The organism is Burkholderia sp. Ac-20349, assembly GCF_017104865.1.
In the GTDB taxonomy this organism is placed as follows: domain Bacteria; phylum Pseudomonadota; class Gammaproteobacteria; order Burkholderiales; family Burkholderiaceae; genus Burkholderia; species Burkholderia aenigmatica.
The window spans coordinates 74,105-94,292 of the sequence record NZ_JAAGPM010000006.1 but is presented as its reverse complement, the minus strand read 5'-3'; the positions used below and the strand labels follow the sequence as shown (position 1 = coordinate 94,292).

At 59.1% G+C, this 20,188-nt stretch carries 15 protein-coding genes and 2 pseudogenes; 5 read left to right on the top strand and 12 right to left on the bottom strand.

What is annotated here, in order from left to right; all coding sequences use genetic code 11:
- Positions 1-18 precede the first annotated feature (18 nt).
- Positions 19-192 (top strand): annotated as a pseudogene (locus G3N61_RS04075) (LysR family transcriptional regulator); the annotation flags it as partial.
- Positions 193-268: 76 nt separating this feature from the next.
- Here G3N61_RS04075 and G3N61_RS04070 read toward each other — a convergent pair.
- On the bottom strand, positions 269-1,201 hold the full coding sequence (locus tag G3N61_RS04070; protein WP_205821639.1) for a LysR family transcriptional regulator: 933 nt from the start codon (positions 1,199-1,201) through the stop codon (positions 269-271).
- 141 nt (positions 1,202-1,342) lie between these two features.
- Between G3N61_RS04070 and G3N61_RS04065 the strand changes: the two genes are divergently transcribed.
- Together G3N61_RS04065 and G3N61_RS04060 are read left to right on the top strand one after the other, a co-directional pair.
- Positions 1,343-2,350: a zinc-binding alcohol dehydrogenase family protein gene (locus G3N61_RS04065; RefSeq protein WP_205821638.1), complete on the top strand. Its 1,008-nt coding sequence runs from the start codon at positions 1,343-1,345 to the stop codon at positions 2,348-2,350.
- Between the two features lie 71 nt (positions 2,351-2,421).
- A complete protein-coding gene (locus tag G3N61_RS04060; RefSeq protein ID WP_205821637.1) occupies positions 2,422-3,648 on the top strand; it encodes an L-dopachrome tautomerase-related protein in 1,227 nt (408 codons plus the stop codon).
- Between the two features lie 124 nt (positions 3,649-3,772).
- Here the strand turns inward: G3N61_RS04060 and G3N61_RS04055 are convergent, their stop codons facing one another.
- From G3N61_RS04055 to G3N61_RS04035, 5 genes are all read right to left on the bottom strand, one after another.
- On the bottom strand, positions 3,773-4,711 hold the full coding sequence (locus tag G3N61_RS04055; protein ID WP_205821636.1) for an alpha/beta hydrolase: 939 nt from the start codon (positions 4,709-4,711) through the stop codon (positions 3,773-3,775).
- Positions 4,712-4,957: 246 nt separating this feature from the next.
- Entirely contained in the window at positions 4,958-5,566 is a 609-nt protein-coding gene (gene wrbA / locus G3N61_RS04050; protein WP_205821635.1) for an NAD(P)H:quinone oxidoreductase, read from the bottom strand.
- Positions 5,567-5,739: 173 nt separating this feature from the next.
- Entirely contained in the window at positions 5,740-6,504 is a 765-nt protein-coding gene (locus G3N61_RS04045; protein WP_205821634.1) for a glucose 1-dehydrogenase, read from the bottom strand.
- 87 nt (positions 6,505-6,591) lie between these two features.
- Positions 6,592-7,566 (bottom strand): zinc-binding dehydrogenase, encoded by a 975-nt coding sequence (locus tag G3N61_RS04040; RefSeq protein WP_346778547.1) that lies wholly within the window; start codon positions 7,564-7,566, stop codon positions 6,592-6,594.
- A 315-nt stretch (positions 7,567-7,881) separates the two neighbouring features.
- Entirely contained in the window at positions 7,882-8,019 is a 138-nt protein-coding gene (locus G3N61_RS04035; RefSeq protein WP_205821632.1) for a hypothetical protein, read from the bottom strand.
- Between the two features lie 570 nt (positions 8,020-8,589).
- Here G3N61_RS04035 and G3N61_RS04030 point away from each other — a divergent pair.
- Entirely contained in the window at positions 8,590-11,199 is a 2,610-nt protein-coding gene (locus tag G3N61_RS04030; RefSeq protein ID WP_205821631.1) for a polysaccharide lyase 8 family protein, read from the top strand.
- Positions 11,200-11,615: 416 nt separating this feature from the next.
- Here G3N61_RS04030 and G3N61_RS04025 read toward each other — a convergent pair whose 3' ends face one another.
- The 5 genes from G3N61_RS04025 to G3N61_RS04005 form a co-directional block, all read right to left on the bottom strand.
- A complete protein-coding gene (locus tag G3N61_RS04025) occupies positions 11,616-12,206 on the bottom strand; it encodes a hypothetical protein (RefSeq protein WP_205821630.1) in 591 nt (196 codons plus the stop codon).
- A 124-nt stretch (positions 12,207-12,330) separates the two neighbouring features.
- Positions 12,331-13,209, bottom strand: a complete 879-nt coding sequence (locus tag G3N61_RS04020) for a transporter (RefSeq protein WP_205821629.1) — start codon at positions 13,207-13,209, stop codon at positions 12,331-12,333.
- Positions 13,210-13,340: 131 nt separating this feature from the next.
- On the bottom strand, positions 13,341-14,165 hold the full coding sequence (locus G3N61_RS04015) for an alpha/beta hydrolase (RefSeq protein ID WP_205168728.1): 825 nt from the start codon (positions 14,163-14,165) through the stop codon (positions 13,341-13,343).
- A gap of 47 nt (positions 14,166-14,212) precedes the next feature.
- On the bottom strand, positions 14,213-15,499 hold the full coding sequence (locus G3N61_RS04010) for an LLM class flavin-dependent oxidoreductase (RefSeq protein ID WP_205821628.1): 1,287 nt from the start codon (positions 15,497-15,499) through the stop codon (positions 14,213-14,215).
- Positions 15,500-15,624: 125 nt separating this feature from the next.
- Positions 15,625-16,116: a flavin reductase family protein gene (locus tag G3N61_RS04005; protein ID WP_205821627.1), complete on the bottom strand. Its 492-nt coding sequence runs from the start codon at positions 16,114-16,116 to the stop codon at positions 15,625-15,627.
- Positions 16,117-16,646: 530 nt separating this feature from the next.
- Between G3N61_RS04005 and G3N61_RS04000 the strand changes: the two genes are divergently transcribed.
- Positions 16,647-19,391 carry a LuxR C-terminal-related transcriptional regulator gene (locus G3N61_RS04000; protein ID WP_205821626.1) on the top strand — a complete coding sequence of 915 codons (2,745 nt, stop codon included), beginning with the start codon at positions 16,647-16,649 and terminating at the stop codon, positions 19,389-19,391.
- A gap of 119 nt (positions 19,392-19,510) precedes the next feature.
- On the opposite strand, the pseudogene G3N61_RS39410 reads toward G3N61_RS04000, so the two are convergent.
- Positions 19,511-19,678 (bottom strand): annotated as a pseudogene (locus G3N61_RS39410) (ISNCY family transposase); the annotation flags it as partial.
- Positions 19,679-20,188 lie beyond the last annotated feature (510 nt).

Below are 20,188 nucleotides of genomic sequence, written 5' to 3'. Positions count from 1 at the left end.
CGTCTCGCCGAACCTCCGCAGCGCGGCGAACCGGAGGTCGTGATGCAGGACCGGACGGTCTCCGACATCAACATCAACCTCATCACGCCACCCGGAATGCTGCGTCCGGCGCGCGTCACGCTGCTGCTCGGCTTTCTCGCCGGGCGCTTCGCGCAGGCACCATGGACGCTCGCTCTCCGAGCCTGGACGTGACAACACCTCTCCCGTAGAAAGGCCGCGCACGGTCCGTGCCCTCCCGATGCCTCGCCGTCAAACGCCCCGCACGCTCTTATCTCCCTTGGAGCACGGTGTGGTTTTTCATTTCAGCGGCCATGTTCGAGATGGGTTCTCGAAGCGCCGCGTGCAGATAACGCACCGTCGGCGAGAATTGCCGGCGGTGCGGGCATACGAGGTTCAGCGGCGCAGGCTCGCCGGGCTGATCCGGAATCAGCACCTCCAGCCGCCCGCTCGTGACGTCGTCGCAGACGTCGAGCCATGACTTGTAGGCAACACCGAGCCCCTCCACCGCCCAGCGACGCGCAACGTCCGCGTCATCGCAAAGCAGTTCTCCGTTGACCGTCACCAGCCGGCGCACGCCGTTGACGGGAAATACCCATCGGTCGTACACGCGGCCGCCGAGCGCGAAGAGCAGGCACTTGTGCAACGCAAGCTCGTCGAGCGAGGTCGGGCGACCATGGCGCGCCAGATAGGCCGGCGATGCAACCAGCACGCGCCGGTTGCTCTCCGCGAGCGGCAACGCCACATAGCTGGCGGTTTCCGCCACGCCATAGCGAATCGCGACGTCGACCGGATCGCGGAACACGTCCGCCACGTAATCCGACAACGACAGCTTCAGCACCAGCTTCGGATGCGCGTCGCGAAACGCCGTCAGCCATGACAGCAGCACGTTTCGCCCGAGATCCGACGGCGCGGAGATCTTCAGCACACCCTGCAGCTCGTGGCGCTCCCCATGCAGGCGCTCCCGCCCCTCCCTGAGCGCCGACAGCACTTCCTGCGCATAGGGCAGGTATTGCTCGCCCTCCGACGTGAGCTTCAGGCTGCGCGTCGACCGGGCAAACAGGCGAATGTCCAGCTCCCGTTCCAGCCGCTGAATCGCCGCACTGACCTGCCCCGGAAGCAGATCGGCCTCGCGGGCCGCGTTGGAGAAGCTGCCCAGCGCCGCCGTCCGCACGAAGAGTCCAAGGTCGTCAATCCGGATCATTTTCATTCCTACAGTGAAAGTGCTACCCGATTTTCCTGGTTTTTCATCTGTGTTGCAGGTTGGAAAATGCGATCCATATCGTCGACGACGGCAATAGCCGCCGGTTCCCGACCTCTCTCCACACTGACTGGAACACACCGCATGAAAGCCATCGTCTATACGCAGCACGGCCTCCCGGCCACCCACCCCAACGCGCTCCACGAAGCGGAGTTGCCCCTGCCCGAGCCGGGGCCGAGGGACCTGCTCGTCAGGATCCGGGCGATCGCCGTGAACCCTGTCGACACCAAGGTCCGGAAGGGATCGCCGACCGACGCGCCGCGCGTGCTGGGTTGGGATGCGGTCGGCACGGTCGAGGCCGTGGGTCGCGACGTTTCGCTGTATCAGCCGGGCGACGACGTTTACTACGCAGGGTCGATCGCGCGAGCCGGCGCCTATGCGGAGTACGGGCTGGTGGACGAACGCATTGCCGCGCGCAAGCCCGCCAGCCTGAGCGATGCTCACGCCGCCGCCCTTCCGCTGACATCGCTCACCGCATGGGAGCTGCTGTTCGACCGTCTCGGCGTGGCCGAGGGCGGCGGCGAAGGCGATGCCATCCTGATCGTCGGCGCGTCCGGCGGCGTCGGATCGATCCTGACGCAGCTCGCGCGGCGCCTCACCCGGTTGCGCGTCATCGGCACGGCCTCGCGCCCGGAAACGCAGGCGTGGGTCCGGGAACTGGGTGCCCACGACGTCATCGATCATTCGCGGTCTCTGGTCGAAGGGCTGCGGGAAATCGGCGAGCCCCACGTCCGTTATGTTGCCAGTCTCACGCAGACGGATAGTCACTATGCGCAGATCGTCGAAGCGCTCGCCCCTCAGGGGCGGCTCGGCGTCATCGACGATCCGGCGACGCTCGATGCGGTGCCGCTCAAGCGCAAGGCCATCTCGCTGCACTGGGAGCTGATGTTCACCCGCTCGCTCTTCGAGACGCCGGACATGATCCGCCAGCACGACATCCTCGACCGCATCGCCACCCTGATCGACGACGGCACGCTTCGTACGACGATGGGCGAGCACTTCGGGAGCATCAATGCGGAAAACCTCCGCCGCGCGCACGCCCTCATCGAAAGCGGCCGCGCACGCGGCAAGATCGTGCTTGAAGGGTTTTGAGCACGGCAACACCGTGTCGGAATTCGATGCCGCGCCGGAAGCCAGATTCCCTCAACGACAGGAAAATAACCATGCGCCACTCGCGCCAGCATTCCACGCCAATCCGCTACCGCCTGAAATCACTCGCGCTTGCCAGTGCGCTCGCGTTGTGGAGCGTTGCGCCTTACGCCTCGAGCGTCGCCGCGACACCTGCGGCAACCGTCGCGCCGCCTCCCTCCGACACCCGGTCAACCCCGGGTACCCTGGATACTGTTGCCACGTTCAACGATGCGATGCCGACCGGCGTCACGGTTTCCGAATCCGGCCGAATCTTCGTCAACTTTCCGCGCTGGGGGGACGACGTGCCCTTCACCGTCGGCGAACTGCGGCACGGCAAGGTCGCCCCGTATCCGGATGCCGAGGTCAATCGCGCGGACAACGGGAATCCGGCCGATCACTTCCTGAGCGTCCAGAGCGTGGTGGCGGACGGTCGCGGCCGCCTCTGGGTGCTCGATACGGCTGCGCCGAATTTTTCCAGCCCGGTCGCGGGCGGTGCAAAGCTCGTCGCCATTGATCTGAAGCAAAACCGGATCGTGAAGACCATCGTCTTTCCGGGCAACGTCATGCGCGCGCAAACCTACGTCAACGACGTGCGCTTCGACTTCCGCGTCGGCAAGGCGGGGGTCGCCTATGTAACCGACTCGTCGCTCACGGGTACTGGCGGCATCATCATCGTCGATCTTGACACGGGCAGCGCAATGCGACGCCTCACGGGTGATGTATCGACATCGGCCGATCCGCATTTCGTACCTGTCTTCGATGGCGAACCCATGATGACCCGCGATGCCGATGGCAACACCCGGCCTTTCTCGGTGGCGTCGGACGGCATTGCCCTGTCACCGGACGGGAAGACGCTGTATTACTGCCCGCTCTCCAGTCGTCGTCTCTACGCCGTATCGACGGCAATGCTGCGTGACGCCTCCGTCAGCGACACCCAGCTGTCGGCGGCCGTCCAGGATCTCGGCGAGAAAGGCGCATCCGACGGGCTCGCGGCAGACGCGAATGGCACCGTGTACGCAGGCGACTACGAGCACGATGCGATCCGCAAGCGCTCGCCCGGTGGAGCGTGGACGACCCTCGTGCACGACTCCCGCATTCTGTGGCCCGACACGCTGGCCATCGGTCCGGACGGCTACCTGTACTTCACGGCCAATCAATTGCCGCGGCAGGCCGGATTCCATGGCGGCAAGGATCTGCGACAAAAGCCGTATGGGCTCTTTCGTACACACATCGGTGCCGCCCCCGCTCCGACACATTGATCCTCTGGGTGCGAACAAGGCAAATGTGATCCTGCGTCGAATGCATGTATGTCAAGAAGTTTGACAACTGAATTGCCGGGCGAAATCGCCCGGCGTGACCGAATCGCCCGCTATCCGGCATTCGTTACAAAAAAGACGTCAGATACTCACTGAGCCGCGCATTGAACTTTCTTGCCGTTTCGCTGGGTATGAAGTTGAATCCATGAACGGCCCCGGCCACCACTTCCATCGAAATCGGTACGCCTGCACAGCTGAGCTTCTTTGCATACTCCAGACTTTCGTCAAGCAAAAGATCGAGGCTGCCGACCACGATGTACGTGCTGGGGAGATTCTCGAAACTCGGCGCATATGATGGCGAGTAATATTGAATTTCAATATCCTCCACCTTGTTGTCGCCAAGAAGATATTTCCATCCGAAGTCGTTCACATCGTGGGTCCACACATACTCGCCGGCGTACTTGTTCTTGATCTCGGCGGGATTGGCGGACGTCTTGTAGTCCAGCATCGGAAACAGCATGACCTGGTTCCTGGGGGTGATCTTTGTCTTGTCCCTCAGATAGTGGCACAGCGAAGCAGTGAGACCGCCCCCTGCGCTTTCCCCCATCACCGTTATTCTCTCCCGGTCGATGCCAAGCTGTTCCGCGTTGTCATAAACCCACGTGATGCCGGAAACACAGTCGTTCAGCGGCGTCGGATACGGATGTTCGGGAGCCAGCCTGTAATCGACCGCAACGACAACGCAGTTCAACTTCGTGGCCGCCTCGTGGTGCTCGTTATCGTACAGATCGGCGGCCCCGGCTACATACCCGCCGCCATGGATATAAAAAATCGCAGCCAACGGTTCGTTTTGGGCTCCTTGCGAAGGACGGTAGACGAGGACGCTCACATCGTCGCTTACCTGAACTCTTTTCCCGTAAAAAGTGTCGTCCACTTTCGAGCTGAACATGCGCACGGCGGCTCGCGTCGCTTCAATGTCATCCTTTGTCTTCAACTTCAGAACAGTGGGTGATTCAGTGACTGCGCTTACCTGATCCTTCGCAATGAGATGACTTGAATTGCTCATATATAAATCCTGTGGTCAGATGGGGCCGCCCAGCCGTTGCGTTCAAGTTCGACTGATACGCTTGCCGGAATGGGTCTGGCGTCTGCAGTTTCAATGCTCGAATCGCTTCACCTTGTTGCGACCAGCGTCCGACAGACCTCTGTGCTTGGCGTTTCGCAGCAACTGACGATGCTGCGATCCGTTGCCTGCTTGCCTCAACGGCGGCACACGTCGATCAACCGTATCGGTGTGCCGCAGAAGAAAGCGTCAATGCGGGCGGGCGAGTTTGGCCGCCAATTCCGCGACGTGCTTGCCCTGGTATCGCGCGATATCGAGTTCGTTGGCCGAGGGCTGCCGTGTGCCGTCAGCACCCGCAAGCGTCGTTGCGCCATAGGGTGTACCGCCCGTGATCTCATCCATTTTCGTCAGTCCGGCACACGCGTAAGGAACACCGACGATCACCATGCCGTGATGCAACAGCGTGCTGTGAAAGGACGTAATGGTCGTCTCCTGGCCACCATGCTGAGTCCCGGTGGAAGCGAAGACGCTGCCGATCTTGCCAACCAGTGCACCCTTCACCCACAGCCCGCCGGTCTGATCGAGGAAGTTGCGCATCTGCGCGGCCATGTTGCCGAAACGGGTCGGTGTACCGAAGATGATCGCATCGTAATCGGCGAGTTCGGCAGGCGTCGCGACCGCTGCGTCCTGGTCGAGCTTCGCGCCGAAGGCGGCAGCCTGTTCCGCGGGAATCGTTTCGGGAACACGCTTGATGATCACCTCCGCGCCGGGAACCGATTGCGCGCCTTCGGCCACCGCATTCGCCATCGTTTCGATATGGCCGTACATGGAATAGTAGAGAACCAGTATCTTTGCCACGACTGCTCCTGGATTGATTGACATTCCTCCTCCCCCGGACGGATTCCGTCAGGGCGAGGGATTTTTTTCAAGGCGACTGGGAAACGTCAGATCTGCAACCGCCTGCCGCCTATATTCGCAATCCTGCATATTGAGAATTTCTGCTTCTCGCGCAATCGCGCGAACCTCGTGCCTCAATGCGCCGTCATGCCGCCATCGGCAAGCCAAACCGCACCGGTGACGAAGGATGCAGCGGGAGAACACAGGAAAAGCACCACACCGGCCATTTCCTCGGGTTCCGCCGCGCGCCCCATCGGGCTACTCGCCATCAGGGTTTGCGTCATGGCCGGATCGCTCAGCCAACGGTCCGTCATCGGCGTGCGGATCAAACCCGGCGCCAACGCATTCACGCGGATTCCCTTGGTCGCGTAGTCGAGCGCGGCGGCTTTCGTCAGACCAATCACCCCGTGTTTCGCTGCCGCATAGGGTGCCATCCCCGGATCGGCGATCACCCCGGCGACCGACGCCGTGTTGACGATGGCGCCGCCGCCCGTTTTGATCATCGCGTCGATCTCATGTTTGATACACAGGAACACCCCCTTGAGATCGACGGCGATCACTCGGTCAAAATCTTCTTCCGTCATTTCGGCGAAAGGCGCCGTTCGCGGCAAGATCCCTGCATTGTTGAACGCCGCGTCGATCTTCCCGTAAGTCTCGACCGCCGTCGCCACGAGTGCGCGAACGGCGTCGGCGTTGCTGACATCGGTCTTCACGAAGATGGCTTCTGCGCCTAATGCGTGGATTTGCTCCACGGTTTCGTTGGCACCTTGTCCCACATCACCAATCACAAGCCGAGCGCCGCGCTCGGCAAACGCCAGCGCCGTGGCCCGCCCGATACCCGATGCCGCTCCCGTGATCAGGACTGTCTTGCCCGAATAGTCGAACTGTCCGTTACTCATTTTTCATCTCCCGTGTTAATTCAGCGCGCGCTGCATAGTGGAACCAGCAAATGGCGACATCCCGCTCTCGGAATGTTCTCGCGCGGCTCAAACTCGCACCACCAGCTTTCCATGTGTGCGATTGCTGTCGATCCACTCGTGTGCTTCGCGCACTTCATCGAACTCGAACGTATGTTGAAGATGCGACGGCCAGTGCGCCGCGGCGATGTCGTTGGCGATCGTACGCAGTGGCGAATCTGTCAGCGGGAGCGCCGCCGAGCCGAGCACCTGCGCCGGGAAGAAGGCAAGCCGAACAGCCGGGGGCAGATCGGCCATCAAATTGAATCGTTCGAGGACGGGCGGACCGCCCAGCATACCGATCACGGTGACAGCACCGAAGGGTTTCAACGTCCTTGCCGTATCGCGCAGCGTTGACGCGCCGATCACTTCGAGCGCGGCATCAATCCCCTCGGGATGGAAGCGAAGCACGTCGTCGGAAATGGTCCCGCCATCGATAATCACATCGTCTGCGCCGGCGATGTGAAGCTGTTCAACGCGTTTTTTCGAGCGTGTCGTCGCGATCACCCGCATTTTCCGAGCTTTCGCGTAGGTAACAGCCGCCAGCCCAATTGTCGAGGTGGCACCGCGCACGAGAATCGTCTCGCCCAACTCGATTTCCAGGCTGCGACTCAGCGCGCCCCAGATCGTCAAATAGGCAAGCGGCAGTGCCGCGAGCTCTTCCCATGACAGTGCAGTACCGCCGAGGTCGATCACGTTCGTACGCAACACGGTCACTTCTTCGGCATAGCTGCCGCAGCGAGTAAACTGCAAACCGCCCATCACGGTTGCGACGCGCTGGCCGACGCGGAACATACCGGACGGATCCTCGAGGATTTCTCCGACTGCCTCGACGCCGGGTACGCGCGTGCCGTCGACAGGCCCCATCTTGCCCGCACGAAGATACGTCTCGACACGATTTAGACCAAACGCACGGACCCGGATACGAACTTCATCCGCGTTCGGCGGAACGGACGGGATGTCGCGGAGTTGCAGGACTTCCGGTCCGCCGATACGGTCGATCACATATGCTTTCAAGCCCCCCCCTTCGCAGTACGGTAGCCTGACCGATCGAGCGGGTGTGCCGGTCAGGACGGTTGATGAAACATAGCCTCCGCCGCATAGCCACAAGCCGTTGTGAACCTCCGGTCAAACCACCCTTTCTGACAGGGGAAGAGCGCGGGCGAAGCCGTCGTGGCAATTCGGATCGCCCCGTTGATCGCCCGATCGTCGAGTCAGCGACCGTAACCGTATGGACTGCTCACCGGCATTGACTTCAAACGATTCGCCATAGCATGCGCTGCTCGTCTTCAATCTGGACGGTGTCGCTACTATGCACGTTCAGGTGTTGATCTGGAATCGACAAATATGACAACCCTCCTCTCGAATTCGAGAGGAGGGAATGGATTTGACCAGGCGGCCTTGATCGACGGCCTGCTCAAGCTCATCACCCACCTCAATGGCATCGTCGGTCACCACCTGGATGCTCTAAATCACCCCCTCACAAATCGGCATTCAACACGGCTACGCCGGTCACGGACAGGCTCCCGTCGAGACGCGACGACCGAGACTCCATCACCATGCAATCTCGCACCACGATACCGTTTGCGAAGGCGGCAGCAAGGCCAGCCCCCCCCTTCCGCGCGCGCCACATTGCCCCACCATCGAGCACGCCGCCCCTCCGCAGCAAAAAAGGAAAACGATTACCTAACCCTGATGTCACGCCTACGAACTAGTGTTTTCCCGAATGGCATGACTTTTCTACCAGTGGCCTCATGGAGGCTGATCAAACGACATCGCGCCAGTTTTGGCGTAGCAGTGATTTCCGCCGCACCGAAAGTTAAACGTTTACCTAAAATGAGCGTTTTACTCACACGTGCCCCTGACCAGTCCACCTGGCCCTCTGCGAGGTAGCCGTCCAACAGTTTGGATATAGGTAACCGAAGTGACGTTGGCGCGCCAGCAAGACAACTTAGTAGTCCGAGATTTCAAGCTAGAGCGAAAATTTTTAGTTTATTTTATTTAAATATCGATGCAGGGTTAATTGAAATGATTGTTCGTACCGGAATCATGAACTTCCTTATTAAGGCGCCTATTGTTTTATCAGTCGCGACCGTTATCGCAGCTTGTGGAGATGGAGGATTGGATTCCGGATCTCATCAGTCGCCGCCGAAAAATACCGCAACGCTAACCGCCATTGCGTCCATGCGTGCGAGATGGCAAACCTATGTTACGGGTGGCACCATTGACACGAGCGACTCAGACATCAATGGGAACGTCGGCGCAATCGTCTCCACCGCTCAGACACGTTTGAACGCGTACATCGCGAAAACCAATCGTACGACCGACTGCTTGTTCAACGATCTCTGCAACTGGACCACAAGCGCGAACCTGACCAGTAACTATCTGCATGTACTCGACATGGTGTTGGCCTACACAACGCAGAGCGCCAGCAATCCATATTATCGGAGCAAGGTGCTTCGCGGCCAAATCGTGGAGTCCCTGCAATGGCTCCACGACAATCACTACAACCCGAACATTGCGCAGTACAACAACTGGTGGGATTGGGAAATCGGCATCCCCAAGGCTCTGGGGAAAATCTTGATCCCGATTTATGACGATCTCGAGACCGACAACAGTGCCCTCATTAGCGGTTACGTCGATGCGATGGATCACTTCAACGCCGATCCGACAAATGAGACCTGGCCAGCACAGAACCCGCCGGTGGCGATGACGGGCGCAAATCTGCTGGATAAGGTCGTGGGGCGCATATTTAGTGGCATGCTGGCCAACGACAGCGCCAAGATCACTGCGGCGCGTAACGCCATGCCCCCCGTATACAACACGGTCACATCGAACGACGGTTTCTATGATGATGGATCATTCATTCAACACCACTACATCAGCTATATCGGCGGTTACGGCAGTACGCTTATCGACGACATGACCAACCTGATGTATCTAACAAGCAACACGAATTGGAGCTTCTCGAGCACCGAGTTGCAGACCATCACGGGGTGGGTGAACAACAGTATCGCGCCATTTATGTACGGAGGCGCAGCGATGGACATGACGCGCGGACGCGGGATTTCGCGCCCGGCGACAACAGACCACGATGCCGGAAAAGCCATGGCCGTCTCTGTGCGGCGACTGGCCGATGCAGTCGATGCCGCAACGGCCGCGCGGATCAGCGGCATGATCAAGGGTTGGATCCAGTCGGACAAGACATTCAATAGCACCTCCGGCTGCACCTCGGCCTGTTACTTTTCCGGGCTGAGCCTGTATGACATGACGCGCGTCAAACAACTGCTGGCGGACGCTACCGTGCCTGCTGCTGCCGTAGTGCCGATGAGCCGCACGTATGCCAGCATGGCACGCGCGGTTCACATTACACCCACGTTCGGCTTTGCACTCTCGATGTTCTCGGACCGCATTTCTTCGTTTGAATTCGGGAATGGTGAAAACAAGAAAGGGTGGTTGACGGGCGCCGGCATGACTACCATGTACACCGACGACGAGACGCAATTCGGCGGTAACTTCTGGGCTACCGTGAACTACGGCAGATTGCCTGGCACAACAGTGGACGGCGCAAATTTCACGAATCCAGTCAACTGGGCATTTTACGGAAACGCACTGGGCAGCTTGCGCTGGACAGGCGGCTCCAGCGTCCTCGGAGCCTACACCTCGGCGGGCATGGAGTTTGACATGACAGGATTCCTGTCTCGGCAGGGGCAAGCCGGAGTCAGTCCGAGCAACATGACCGGCCGCAAGTCGTGGTTCATGATGGACGATCGCATTGTCGCTCTGGGCTCGGATCTTGCCGATACGATGGGCACTCCCGTTGAAACCATCGTCGACAACCGCAAACTTGTACCGCCGAGCGCAGGTTCCGCAGGCGGTGACAACAAGCTCACCATCAACAACAGCGTCTATTCGTCCGCCGCATTGGGGGCCGGCCCGCAGAACGTGCCCGGCGTGCAATGGGCTCACTTGCAGGGCAGCAGCCAGAACACTTGCAGCCCGGCGTTGTCGGGCTCATGCGCGAATGGTTCCAAGGGAATCGGTTACATCTTCCCGACTCCCGTGTCACTGACGGTGATCCGCGAGGGACGGACCGGCGCGTGGGCAGATGTCGGGACCGGTTCGACCACGCAGGTAACGGACAACTATCTGAGCCTGGCAATTCCGCACGGGGTGAATCCGACCTCGGCCAGTTATGCGTATGTGCTGCTTCCCAACAAGAGTGCTGCCGAGGTCAATGCGCTCGCGACGAATCCAGGTATTTCCATTCTGTCCAATGGTAACGGCGTTCACGCCGTGCTATACGCTCCTGTGGGCGGCATCGTCACTCGGGTCGTCGGTGCGAACTTCTGGAATCCTGGCGGCGGTGCGGTCGGCATCAACGGAGCAAAGTATCTAACCAGTTCCACCAAGGCGTCAGTAACAGTCGCAGAAACCCGTTCCCAGTTGTCCGTCGCCGTGTCAGATCCGACCGAAGCAAACACCGACACCGTTACCGTCGAGATCAACCACCGAGCGAGTAGCGTCGGTGCTGTCGATAGTGCGATCTCCGTCATTCAGATCAGCCCGACTATCAAACTGAGCGTTAACGTCAACGCCGCTCATGGGCGGAGCATTGCCGCGAACTTCAATTTATAAGATCGCACGTTTCGGAGTAGCCGTCTAACGAGAAAAACGGATATGGAGCCGTCTCAAGGTCCGTCGCTGTTGGCCATCGCATTGCGCAAAGTGAAGAGCTTTCCTATGCAGGCGACCATCGGCACCTTGGGCGGCCCGGCTGCTACGCGACGATGACGGTGGCGCATTCTCGCGCAAGCGGCTCCGTTGAGGCACGCCGAATTATCCGATTTCGTGACATCGCGCCCCGCCTGCATGGCGCCCCCACGTTGTTCTGCATGCTCCCTCCGTCATTGCATGACGTAATCGACTTGATGGCGTGCAATGCGCAAACCCGCAAGTTCAGCGTGTTCCCGGAGATCGTCGCGACGCCATCGAGATCGGCCAGCGAATGCAACCGAGAGTTCGTTAGTCCCGCTCACAGCTGACGACAGATGTCATGTTGAACAGGCAATGGCATCGGAAAGCAGACCGGGCCGACCAAGCAGCAACCACATCCGATCAAGATCCCCCTGCGCCCTGGCCGTTCGCACGGCGGTGCTCGAAATTCGATCGCCGAGCGCCGTTACATCGCGCTGGGTTTCAAGTTCAAAGCCCAGCGCACGACCGGCCTCGCTCAGCATCGCAAGATCACCCCGTCTCCTCGCACCGAAACGAAAGTCCTCTCCGACCAGCAGCCACTGCAAACCCAGATTTTTCACGAGAACCTGTGATACGAACAGCTCAGCCGGCAAGCTAGCCATGTTGCTATCGAAGCGGCAGACATAGAGACGGTCGATACCATATCGTTCCAGCAGGGCCGCCTTTTCGCTCAGCGTCGTGAGTCTTCGCGGTGCGATTTCGGGAAACAGATATTCTCGCGGGTGTGGCTCGAACGTCAGTACGCATGCAGGCAAGCCTCTTGATTTCGCCTGGCATTTCAACCGGTCTATCATTGCCTGATGGCCAAGATGAACGCCATCAAAATTGCCAATCGTGAGTGCCAAAGGTCCATCTGTGCATGCCGGCAACGGTTCAACGATTTTCATAAGTTGCTCCAGGACCATCTTCAAGGATAGTTCGGTGTCGAAACCGAAACCGGGCTGCGGCGGCAATGCTTGAGCGCCATCGTTTCCGTGAGGCGAGGCATCCCCCAAAATTCAGCTCGTCGTGCTACGAGAGCGGAAAGCTCACTTCCACCCAAAGTTTCTCGCCCTGCGGGCGATTGCGCACGGCGAATTCATGCTGGTACTTGAACACGATTCCAGCCGCCGGTGACCACATGTACCGCAGTTGCGGCCCGATAGCGACCGCCTGTCCGCGAAAACCGCCGTCGGGAACCGGAACGCCGTTCACGGTGTCGTCGGTAACCTGCTTCAGGAAATACCCTTGCAAACCGAGCTGAACCTTGTTGTTCAACGAATAGCCGACGAGATAATCCAGGGTTCCAACCACGCCAGAGTGATAGTGCGTGGCAGAATTTGGCGACTGTATTTCAACAAGTGTGGTCGTCGAGATTTCCCATGCAGGAGCGGGAAACCACGTCACGCTGAGGTTCGGCATGAGCGCATACGTGTTCAATCCGGTGTTGGCCACGCGGTTTACCGAGTACGCGCCACTGGGCACCGCAACATCAGTGGCAAGAAATGCAAGGACCGTGTGCGACGAATTCGTGTAGCTGATCAGCCAGGGTTGAAGAATGATGTCCCCAAGCGCGGTCCGATTACCCGTTCCTCCGGGAGTGGTTACGTGCAGATGAAATACAGGGACGATCAAGCCACTGGAGACACTGAACGGGCCCAAGGTTGTACCCCACGTATGGACGACTCTCGGTGCATCGACAAACGCATCGAGATGAAATCCAGGAATCAGATTTTTTCCGTTTGATCCGGCAAACTTGTTGGCAAAATAATAGAGCGTGTAGTTATAGAATTGCGTGGCGCCAGGTGGGGGCAGCACGCCGTCGAGCACCGTATTGACTCCGACGGGGTAACTGATCAGGCCGTTCTCGGTCGCGTCCGCGTTTGTATTCATAAGCGCCAGAATCGCCATCGTTGCAGGCAGCAATCTTCTAATAAAATTGATTATCTCCTCACCTTTTTTAATAGTATTCCTAACTTGATAACCGGGTACGCACACCACGTACCCTGTACCCTGGCGCCACAGGATTCGCCGTGCGATCGCTATTCGATGCGCACGAAATCGCTCACTGCCGCCACTGTTTCGGGAAATTGCTCCACTTGCGGAATGTGGCCGCAGCTATCGATGACAACGACTCTGGAATCCAGGAGTCGAGCCTGCCATTCGTCGACATATCCGACCGGAACCAGCCTGTCTTCCCGCCCCCAGACCAGCAGGACCGGTTGAGTGATCCGATGCAGCCTTGCGCTCAGGCCTCGGTCAGGGATAGGCCAGGCGAACTTCCCGGTACAGCCGAAGGCCCAGACCCGCGCCGCGATGGCAGCGGCCGCCAAGCCGGGATCTTCGGGAAGCGCAAGCATGGACCGTGCAGCCGGACTCGCCGGATCGTGGAACAGAAGCGACGGAAGTTCCTCCGACCGAGCGGAGATCCAGTCCGCAACGGGCAAGTCTTCGCGCCACAGACCAATAGGATCCAGCAGCACGACCCGGGAGGCGAGATTGGGAAAAGCCGCCGCGAGTTCTGCCGCGAGCATGCCGCCGAATGATTGGCCAATCAGTATGGGTTTGACGAGCCCCAAGGTGCGGACGACCTCCTCGTACACGAGTACGACGTCGCCAAGCGCGTTGACCGAGTGAATCGCATAGGGATCACCAGCGCTCGTTCCGGGAAACTCGGGCGCGTAGACCGTGAAGTGTTCAGACAGCCAGGACAGAAATGGATCCCAGCCAAGTCCAGCTGACGGATGCAGGTAGACGACGGGTTGTCCGGCACCCGCGACCTTTACGCGCATGTTGATGCGACCACCCCATACTCGAAGTGTGCGTTCGGTGATGTCCGGGGTCGCGGCCCGGGTTGGCATATTCATTGAACAGTCTCCTTTTGACATGTGAGCACTCAGGCAAACTCGTGACCTCAACGGCCTGGCTTTTGCGTTTCGGAACCGCCGACGGTTGCGCGCGTGCCATTTGCAACCGGGCCTGGACGTCCGCCGAGCTTGGCCGGCCACCAATTATGTTCGTGATCCGAATCTTTCCAGATGTCACGCAAGTAAGGCGCGACTTCCTTTGCGAACAGTTCGACGTTCTTGATGGCGAGGTGCCGAGGGAGGGATCCGAATGTCAACATGGCATGGAGATTCCCGATGCCGTAGAGCTTGATGTATTCGGCCAATTGTTCGCGTACGGTTGCCGGGCTGCCGGCGATCACGCAACCAGCATTGACGAGGTCACGATAAGAGGCATCGCGCAACTTTTCGACCATCCCGAAGTCACCCGGGTCCTTGATCAAGGCTTCGACACCCTTGATATCGATGCCTCCCGGCAACCCCAGCTTTTCGATCGGAATGGCTCCCAGACCTTTTCGGAATCCGTATTCCAGATGCCGCGCGTAGTCGATCTCTGCTTGCGCGTCGGTTTCTGCTACCGCGATGGTCTGCACGAATCCCATCCGGAACGGATTGCGAGCCACGCCAAGCTGGTCGGCGGTTTCCCAGAAACGATCAAAGATTCGCTTGCCGGTCAGCTTCGCCCCAAACCAGCTCAGGTAATTGAACGCCATATTGCGTTCCAGGCACATCTGCATCGTTCGTGGATTGCCGGTGCCCGTGATATAGACCGGGATATTTTCCTGCAAGGGCCGCGGCCAGATGTTGACTGTCGGATGCTGGCTGAATCGTCCGTTGAACGGGAAGGGGTTTTTATCCCGCCAGGTCCGCAGAATCAGTTCGAGCCCTTCGTCGAAACGAGGCCGAATGTCGATTGGCGCGATGCCATTGTTGATCGCCGCATCGTAAGACAACCCGATCGGGAACCCCGCCACAAGCCGACCGCCGCTCATGACGTCGATCATCGCGTATTCCTCGGCGACGCGAAGCGGTTCGCGGGCTTTACCGAGCGAGCGTCCCATCGGAATGATCGCGACCGGGATGTTCTCCGACTCGGTCATATAAGCCAGCGCACTGGCGATGAGGTCCGGATTGGGAATCATGTCGTACGCCGACTGGCTGTGCTCCGTTACGGCGAGCCCATCAAATCCGGCTCGAGCGGCAACCATCAGCACATCGAGGAAGTCTCGAACATCCGCGTAAATGCCATCCTGATTGGTAAGGGAGTACGGGGTGTCGCACACCGCCTCGTATTGGTGTTCGAAGTCTGCTGGCAACCCCCGATACGCCGCTTGCGAAAATAGACTGATCTTCATCTCTGCTCCTGTGACTTTCTTAACTGTTTCGTCATGCTTATGATGGTCTGCCGATCTCGGCCCCGTGTCGGGCCCGACTGGCGACGGGCTGGCGCCAGTCGATCATCCTGATGAATTGCGGGTGGTCAACCGAGCAAAGGAAGACCCATGCTCATAAACTGCCCGTCGCTGAATGCCAGTGGGTCTCCATCGCGCAAAATGCTCGATGTAACCTCGCCGACGACCAGAACGTGGTCTCCCCCGTCATACTGCCGCCATGGCTTACACTGAAAAACAGCAATAGCATTTGCAAGAGCCGGTGTTGTGTTGGCCGCGCCGTCGTCGCTCCAGACCAGCTCGATGCCCTCCTTGCTCCGACCTGCGAAGTGCGAAGCGACATCGACTTGATCGGATCGGAGAACATTGATGGCGAAAGGCTGCGCATCAATAGCCACACATGTACGCGACGACCGGGCAACGGAGATCAGCACAAGTGCTGGATCAAGGGATACCGAGGTAAACGAATTCATCGTCGCGCCACGCGGGCCTTCAGAGGTGCGATAAGTCACCACGGTTACGCCAGTCAGAAAGCGTCCGAAGCATCTGCGCAGATTTTGCGCATGCGTCTGAGTGTTCATGTCCTTTCCCTGTCAAATTCCGCCGATCAAACCGGTCATGCACACGGGAGCGAGCGGCAATGCGGAACGAGCACTGCGAGCACTACCCGCCCGAGAAAGGGCGATCGAGGTGAGAGGCACCTCCAATTGGCGTCTCATGGTCATGTCTGTGTCTCCATGTATTCCTTGCGCCACATCCAGGCTTCGGGAAGCAGCGCTTCTGAAGCGTCAATGTAGTAATCGACGGACGTTCACACACCTGCATAAAGGAAGGTGAGATGCCGTGTCCGAGCTGACCTGGGCATGCGTCGTCGACGCAGCGCCCGCCCGTCAAGGGTGATGGCGACTACTAGGTGTTTTCCCGCGGCGGCCCCGTCGCACCGATTTCGGCTTCCGGGCAATAGGCATCCAAGGAAGGCGAACGCGACAAACCTATCTTTCGATAGGAACCTGGCCGCGGACACGCGTGTATGCTTTTGTGAGGAGACGAGAAACCAAATGACCGGAAGCCTGCTTGCGAGCGGCTATACGGCTGGAGGAGGAAGACGAAGATGCTGCCCGTGATCGCGACCCGGTTACGCCCGCCAACAAGAGCAGGTGCCGCGGTACCGCGAGAGGTACTGCCAACGGCGCTGGAACACTTGCGTTCACGCCGATTGCTTCTTGTGCGCGCACCAGCCGGCTATGGCAAGAGCCTGTTGATGGCACAGCTCCATGACGCGCTGCGGGCTGGAGGGGAAGCGGCCGTAGGGTGGATCAGCGTGGGGGAGATTGGCGCATCCCTTGCCGAAGTCGCGATGCATTGTGCATCGGCCCTTTCCCGGATCGTGCCTGGTCTCGACAGCGCCATGCAGACCCTGTTCGAAGCACAGCGCAATGTGTCGCCGGAAACGATCGGCGCGATGTTGTGTAACGAACTGGAGCGCGCTGACGGTGATGGTTTCCTCTTTGTCGATGACCTTCATGCCATTGCCGGCACACCCGGTGAACACCTGTATGAATGCTTGCTGCGCGATGCACCGGAACGGATGCACTTTGCCATAGCCAGTCGGACAGAACCGGGCTTCAGCGTCGCACGGTTACGCGCCCGTGGCGAACTCGGCGAGCTCGACTCGACAACGCTCAGGTTCTCGGTACAAGAAGCTCATCAATTCTTCAAGAGCAGCAACGCAAGTCCGCCAAGCGACAGGCTGGTCGAGCTCGCGTGCGAAAAGACCGAAGGCTGGGCAGCAGGACTCCAGTTGGTCTCGCTATCAGTCGGCAACGGCAATAACTGGGACGAGCGACTGCACGGCCTTTCAGGCAGCAATCGCTCGGTCGGTTCGTTTCTCGCCGACGACGTTTTCTCGGCGCAGAGTGAAGAGGTCCAGCGCTTCCTGCTCGAGTCGTCGGTTCTCCGGCAGTTCTGCTACACGTTGTGTGACGAGGTAGGCCAACGCGACGATAGCCGGGCCATCATCAAGCAACTCCAACGACAGGGCCTGTTTATCTTTTCGCTCGACGAAGAAGAAAATTGGTATCGGTATCACCATCTCTTCTCGCAATTCCTGAAGAAGCGACTGAGTGAAAGCAGTCAAACCCGGTTATATGCCCTGCACCGGCGTGCAGCCCACTGGTTCTGCAGCCATGGAATGCTGGACGATGCCATGTTCCATGCCGTCTCCTCGGGCGACTTCAGGTATGCCGCCAGCATCCTCGATGACGCATGTAACGACCTTTTTTACCAGGGAAAGCTTCTGTCGCTCATGGCGTGGGTCAAGCAGATTCCGGAGTGCGTGCTCAATGAATACCCGACGACTCAGCTCATTCGCGCCTGGAACTTGACGCTCGAATGGCGATTCGACGAGGCCGGATGCGTTCTGAACTCGGTACTCAAATGCATTCGCGAGTCGGTCGAGAAAGACTCGCTCGCGCCTGAAGCTGCCACGCGGCTTTACCAGATTTACCAGCATCGAAAAATGATGCTTGCGCACTTTGCCGATGACATGCGCACTGTAGAACGAATGTGCTCTGACCTGCTCGTAGATTTCCCGGACGATGACCCCTATCTTCGCGGCAGCGTCGAGTTGTGTCTTCTTTGCGCACAGCGTGAGTTGTATCACCTCGACGCGGTCGATCGCCTCGACATGGCGGCCCGTAGTTTTTTCAAGCGCGCCAACAGCCAGTTCGTGCTCGTCTGGCATGAAAGCATATTGGGACCCGCCCTGATTCAACGCGGCGATGTTGCAAAAGCCGCGAGTGGATACCGATCTGCGATTGACATTGCACACGGCATCGCCGGGCATGCCAGCCCATTGGGTGCGATGCCCGCGGTCCTGCTTGCCGAACTGTTGATGGATTGTGGCGAATACGATGCCGCAAGGTCCCAATGGGATCAATATCTGCCGCTTTGCAACGAACTGGGCCTCGTCGACCATCTCATTGCCGCATATGTCGGACGTGCAAGACTGGCCTCGGTATACCAAGAAAACGAGACAGCCGAATCATTGTTGGCGCACGCTACACGATTTGCCTCGGCGAAATCCTTCGACCGTCTTTTCTGGAACGCGACGGCAGAAAGAATCAGGCGGGCAGTACAAAGCAATGATGTCGATAGCGCGCAGCGGATCGCCAATGAAGCAAAACTTCCTCGCGATGCAACATCTCTCTACCCCTCAGATCAAACAACGACGAAAACCGAGGCGATGGCTATCGCCTGGATCAGGCTGGCTTTGGCGCGAGGCTTTGCAAAGGAGGCCGAGGCACTGGCAAAGCGGTGGATCGCATTCGCGCTGCCCCGTTCCTGCCTGCGTACCGAGATTCGCATGCGCATTCTGGTTGCTGCGTCGAAGCTGGCCTCTGCGGATACGCGTGGAGCGAAGAGAGCATTGATCGACGCACTTGCGCATGCGGCGCAACGGAAAATTGTCCTGCCGTTCCTCGAAGAAGGTGATGCAGTCAAGCAGGCGCTCGCCGCGATCTTTAACATCCCGGAAAATATTCAGTCCGACGTCGAGTTTTCTGGCGCACTTCTGCAGGCTTATGCAGCAGGACCGGAGAGCGTCTTGCTGCGTCCAGGTGCAGCGGCACAACAGGCAGCCGCTCTACCACCGACAACTGAGGGGCGGCTGTCACAACGGGAGATCAGTATTCTTGAATTCGTCTCGCAAGGTTTGCAAAACAAGGAGATCGCAGACCGGCTCGGCCTGGCCGAAGGGTCAGTCAAATGGTACATGCAGCAGATCTACGCAAAACTTGGCGTCAGACGGCGATTGAATGCGTATCAGAGGGCGAAAGCGTTAGGTTTAATCCGATAGTTCTCGGTGCCCTGCCCACAAAATGACGAATAGGTCCAACGCCTCCCCGTCTTCAGTAGCACCGGGCTGTAGAGTCCGGGGGTAATGCAACTCGTTCTCCGCCAGCTTCCTGGCGCAGGATGCACACGTTCCAGCCAGCCCTTTGCCGAACTGCTGTTCGTGCAGAACGTGTCGATGTTCAAGTCGTACATCGCGCAGCCGAACGGTGTAGCGCGATTGCCAGTCTTGCCCAGTCTCGAGACGCGGAGCACGCTGGCCTTGTGGCTGTAGAACGCACCGGGCTTACCGACTGGTCGTCGGTGCCGTTGCCTGATCCACCTCGCGCGACGCCTCGCCGAGGCGATCCCGTTCACGCAATTGCTGCTCGGCGCCCAGACGTTCATCCAGTGGCAGTGGCTGAACGCCGAGCCAGGCACACCGCTTCTTGCCAACAGATCGCTGGTGGGACATCGCGCAATCAGATGTGCAATCAGGACTGTGTGAATCTCGCTCTTCAGTCGCGTGCGTTGCCGAACCAGGTGTGAGCGGCGCGAGATTTGCGGTGCAACGCCAGCATGCGGTCGTCTGGCATCCCCACCCCCGGCAGAAAGCCGCTCGCATATAACTGCGCCCGCGCGGCTGGCATCGATCTTGTCCGTCTTGACGCGCGTATCGGTACGGTCGGCATCAGCAAGAGATCGCACGGGCGGAAAGCTTTATGAAATGAAGTCACCTGCGCTCGCCACCTCGCTCTCGCGCGAGCATAAATTTAGAAATACTTATCAGGTTACCTTATTCGATGACCGCTGCACTCCCCT

Excerpts from the sequence above, each read along its gene's own strand:
- G3N61_RS04070 (WP_205821639.1), bottom strand. The coding sequence starts at position 1,201 with ATGATCCGGATTGACGACCTTGGACTCTTCGTGCGGACGGCGGCGCTG.
- G3N61_RS04065 (WP_205821638.1), top strand. The coding sequence starts at position 1,343 with ATGAAAGCCATCGTCTATACGCAGCACGGCCTCCCGGCCACCCACCCC.
- G3N61_RS04060 (WP_205821637.1), top strand. The coding sequence starts at position 2,422 with ATGCGCCACTCGCGCCAGCATTCCACGCCAATCCGCTACCGCCTGAAA.
- G3N61_RS04055 (WP_205821636.1), bottom strand. The coding sequence starts at position 4,711 with ATGAGCAATTCAAGTCATCTCATTGCGAAGGATCAGGTAAGCGCAGTC.
- G3N61_RS04045 (WP_205821634.1), bottom strand. The coding sequence starts at position 6,504 with ATGAGTAACGGACAGTTCGACTATTCGGGCAAGACAGTCCTGATCACG.
- G3N61_RS04030 (WP_205821631.1), top strand. The coding sequence starts at position 8,590 with ATGATTGTTCGTACCGGAATCATGAACTTCCTTATTAAGGCGCCTATT.
- G3N61_RS04025 (WP_205821630.1), bottom strand. The coding sequence starts at position 12,206 with ATGAAAATCGTTGAACCGTTGCCGGCATGCACAGATGGACCTTTGGCA.
- G3N61_RS04020 (WP_205821629.1), bottom strand. The coding sequence starts at position 13,209 with ATGGCGATTCTGGCGCTTATGAATACAAACGCGGACGCGACCGAGAAC.
- G3N61_RS04015 (WP_205168728.1), bottom strand. The coding sequence starts at position 14,165 with ATGAATATGCCAACCCGGGCCGCGACCCCGGACATCACCGAACGCACA.
- G3N61_RS04010 (WP_205821628.1), bottom strand. The coding sequence starts at position 15,499 with ATGAAGATCAGTCTATTTTCGCAAGCGGCGTATCGGGGGTTGCCAGCA.
- G3N61_RS04005 (WP_205821627.1), bottom strand. The coding sequence starts at position 16,116 with ATGAACACTCAGACGCATGCGCAAAATCTGCGCAGATGCTTCGGACGC.
- G3N61_RS04000 (WP_205821626.1), top strand. The coding sequence starts at position 16,647 with ATGCTGCCCGTGATCGCGACCCGGTTACGCCCGCCAACAAGAGCAGGT.